We start from the raw sequence: 3,592 nt of genomic DNA, 5'->3' as shown, positions 1-3,592 counted from the left end.
GTGCCCGCCGCGCTGCCCGCGCTCGACGGCGGGCTGCTGGCCGGGGCGGGCGGAGCGGGCGGCAGGGGGCGCGGCGGCGGCACGATCTCCGCGGTGAACCCGCTGGTCTCGCTCCAGGACAACCTCAACCAGCCGGAGGACCGGCAGGTGATGTCGTACCGCACCAACGCGAGGAAGCCCAGCGACTTCTATCTGCGCATCCTGGCCCTGGACCAGTTCAACGGGAACGAGTGGCGGGCCTCGACGCGCCGGCTCCAGGACGTGCCGCAGCGGTTCCCGACGCCGGCGGGCCTGTCCTCCGGCGTCACCGTCACGGAGGTGAAGACCACCGTCGCGGCGTCCGGCTCGTACAAGCAGACCTATCTGCCGCTGCCCTATCCGGCGGCCGAGGTGCGGGTCGGAGGCAAGTGGCGCTTCGAGCCGGAGGGCCGCACCCTCGTCGGTGACGACGGGGAGACCACGGCGGGCGCGCAGTACACGGTGACCAGCCTCGACGTGCAGCCGACCGGCCGGCAGCTGGCCGCCGCGGGCGCGGTGCCGCCGGCCCTGCTGCGCGAGTACACCCAGGTGCCGGACTCGCTGCCGAAGGTGGTGGCGCGCACGGCCGGCGAGATCACGCGCGGCTCCGCCAACTCCTACGAGCGGGCGGTGAAGCTCCAGGACTGGTTCGCCCGCGAGGGCGGGTTCGTCTACGACACCTCGGTCGACTCGGGCACCGGCGGCAAGGCGATCGCCCGGTTCCTGGAGGACAAACAGGGCTTCTGCGTCCACTTCTCCTTCACGATGGCCGCGATGGCCCGGACGCTGGGGATTCCGGCACGGGTGGCGGTGGGCTTCACCCCGGGCACCGTCCAGGCGGACGGTTCGTACGCGGTCGGTCTGCGCGACGCGCACGCCTGGCCCGAGCTGTACTTCGAGGGCGTCGGCTGGACCCGTTTCGAGCCGACGCCGACGCGGGGCACCGTCCCCTCCTACACGCTGCCCGAGGCGCCGACCGGTGACACGGCGGACCCGGCCCTGCCGGAGGAGGACGCCTCGGCCCCGGCCCCGGCGCTGCCGTCCGCGTCGGAGAGCTGCCCGGCGCAGATGCGCAAGCAGGGCGAGTGCGGGCAGAGCGCGGCGCCCGGTGCCCTCACCGCCTCGGACTCGGGGACGCCGACGGGTGCGGTGCTCGGCCTGGTGGGTGCGGCCGTGGTCGTCCTGCTGTTGCCGCTGCTGCCGATGTTCTGGCGGCTGCGGGCCCGGTCCCGGCGGCTGGGCTCCTCCGGCCGCAGCCCCGCCGACGCGACCGCGCGGACGCTGGCGGTGTGGCGGGAGGTCACGGACACGGCGTGGGACCACGGCATCGTGCCGGACGAGGCGCTCACCCCGCGCCGGGCCGCCGAGCGGCTGGTGGCTCTGGGCCGGCTGGACACGGAGGCTGCGGAGGCGGTGCACCGGGTGGCGGGGGCGGTGGAGCAGGTGCTCTACGCGCCCGAGCCGCGCCCGGCGTCGGGCCTGACCGGGGACGCGCGGACGGTACGGACCGGGCTGGGGCTCGCGGCCGGCCGGGCGACCCGACTCCGCGCACTGGTGGCTCCGCGCTCGTCCGTCCGGGTGGTGTGGGCGCTGTCCCGGCGCCGGGCGGCCGCGGCGGCCCGCTTCCGGCTGCCGGCCCGCCCGTCCTGGGCGCGGCGCCCCAGCCGTCAGGAGGGCTGAGAGGGCCGCCCCGGGGGGCGGATACGGATACGGGTGAGGGGCGGCCGCGTGGCCGCCCCTCACCCGTAGGTGTGCTGTGGTTACTGTCCCTGTTCGTCGCGGCGGCGCTGCCACCGCTGTTCGATCCGGTTCATCACGGACCGGCGCTGCCGGGACTGCCTGCGGTCACCGGCGCCACCGGTGCGCACCGCCTGCTGCTCGCCCGGTTTGGGCGCCTTGCGCCATCCCGTGACCGCGAGCACCGCGCAGCCCAGCATGACGAGGAAGCCCACCACGCTGACCCAGATCAGCTGAGCGACCATTCCGGCCATGAGGAGCGCGATACCCACCAGAAAGCCAGCAACTGCCTGGTAGACCCGTCGCCGGGTGTACGTACGCAGCCCACTTCCCTCGAGCGCTGTCGCGAACTTGGGATCTTCGGCGTACAGCGCTCGCTCCATTTGCTCGAGCATTCGCTGCTCGTGCTCCGAGAGCGGCACGGAGTCCTCCTCGTCGTCGGCCGCGGGGGGCGGCCGGTATGCGGCCCTTCCAGGATAGGCAGGGAATCGCCCCCGTGAAACCCGCCCTCATTGCCAATCAGCCAGTCCGGGCCGCCAGGGCGGCTCGGCTGCTGAGGCGTTGATTCCCCAACCTCCGATCCGTCATGCCGGATGGTGTCCCCCGATCATACGGGGCCGGAGGCGCGAACGGGGCTGCCGGTGCGTACTCCGTCTGCCGCTGCGTCGCTGATCAGCCGCGCTGCGGCCGGTGACCCTCGGGGGGATCAGCCGCGCTTGGTGCCCAGGACGTGCAGCTGGGTGGCCACGGAGTGGAACGCCGGGAGTTCGGCGGCCGCGGCCTCCAGCTTGAGCAGGGCTTCCGCGGCGCCCGGTTCGGTGTCCACCAGGACTCCGGGGACGAGGTCGGCGAAGACCCGTACGCCGTGCACGGCGCCCACCTCGACGCCGGCCGCGGTGACCAGCCCGGTGAGCTGCTCGGCGGTGTACCTGCGGGGCATCGGGTCGCCGTCGCCCCAGCGGCCCTCGGGGTCGCCGAGGGCGTGCCGCGCCTCGTTGAAGTGGCCGGCGAGGGCGCGGGCGAGCACGGCGCCGCCGAGGCCGGCGGCGAGCAGGCTCAGCGCGCCGCCGGGGCGCAGGGCCTCCACCGCGTGCCGCACGCCCTCGGCGGGGTCGTCCACGTACTCCAGGACGCCGTGGCACAGGACCGCGTCGTACCCGCCGCGCTCCACCACGTCGAACAGGCCGAGGATGTCGCCCTGCACCCCGCGGACCCGTTCGGCGACCCCGGCCTCGGCGGCCCGGCGCTCCAGCGCGAACAGCGCGTTGGGGCTGGGGTCGACCACGGTGACGCGGTGGCCGAGCCGGGCGGCGGGCACGGCGAAGTTGCCCGTGCCGCCGCCGGTGTCCAGCACGTCCAGGACGTCACGGCCGGCCGCCTTGGCCCGGTGGTCGAGGGCGTCCCTGAGGACCTCCCAGACCACGGCGGTACGGAGGGAGGCACGGGGGCGCAGCGGGTCCGACACGGCAGTTGACTCCTCGGCACGGGCCGCCGCGGCGGGCGGAGCGTGAACAGCGCAGGTAACAGGTCCTCTCCCTACCCTATTGCCTGGCGCCGACCGCGCGGTCAACCCGCGTCGGGCCGCTCCTCCCTGGGCTGCGGGAGCACCGGTTGGAGGACGAGCAGCCGCTCGACCAGGCGCAGGAACATGGCCGCGTCGCGCAGCAGATCGTCGGCCTGGCGGCGGGTGGCGGCGCCGGGTATGCCCGCTTCGGCGCGGGCCCGGCGGGCGGCGCCGGAGGCGAACAGGGCGCTCCACTCGGCAAGCTCGGGGGCCAGCTCCGGGAGGATCTCCCAGGCGCTGCGGATCGGCTCGCGGCGCCGGCGCGCGGGGGCG

4 protein-coding genes are annotated in these 3,592 nt (G+C 75.2%); 1 reads left to right on the top strand and 3 read right to left on the bottom strand.

The genetic code is table 11. From position 1 onward, the window contains the following. Positions 1-1,698, top strand: a 1,698-nt coding sequence (locus MHW47_RS33445; RefSeq protein ID WP_239227604.1) for a DUF3488 and transglutaminase-like domain-containing protein, incomplete at its 5' end; no start/stop codon positions are given. A gap of 80 nt (positions 1,699-1,778) precedes the next feature. On the opposite strand, the gene MHW47_RS33440 is transcribed toward MHW47_RS33445, so the two are convergent. From MHW47_RS33440 to MHW47_RS33430, 3 genes are all read right to left on the bottom strand, one after another. Next, positions 1,779-2,177 (bottom strand): DUF3040 domain-containing protein, encoded by a 399-nt coding sequence (locus MHW47_RS33440; protein WP_111332636.1) that lies wholly within the window; start codon positions 2,175-2,177, stop codon positions 1,779-1,781. Between the two features lie 284 nt (positions 2,178-2,461). Continuing rightward, positions 2,462-3,220 (bottom strand): bifunctional 2-polyprenyl-6-hydroxyphenol methylase/3-demethylubiquinol 3-O-methyltransferase UbiG, encoded by a 759-nt coding sequence (locus MHW47_RS33435; RefSeq protein ID WP_239227603.1) that lies wholly within the window; start codon positions 3,218-3,220, stop codon positions 2,462-2,464. Between the two features lie 101 nt (positions 3,221-3,321). Further along, positions 3,322-3,592 (bottom strand): SAV_6107 family HEPN domain-containing protein (locus tag MHW47_RS33430; RefSeq protein ID WP_239227602.1); only part of this gene is annotated, 271 nt, incomplete at its 5' end.

The sequence above is a fragment of the Streptomyces sp. OfavH-34-F genome (assembly GCF_022347745.1).
In the GTDB taxonomy this organism is placed as follows: domain Bacteria; phylum Actinomycetota; class Actinomycetes; order Streptomycetales; family Streptomycetaceae; genus Streptomyces.
The sequence above is the reverse complement of the archived record's forward strand: the minus strand, read 5'-3'. Positions and strand labels throughout refer to the sequence as shown.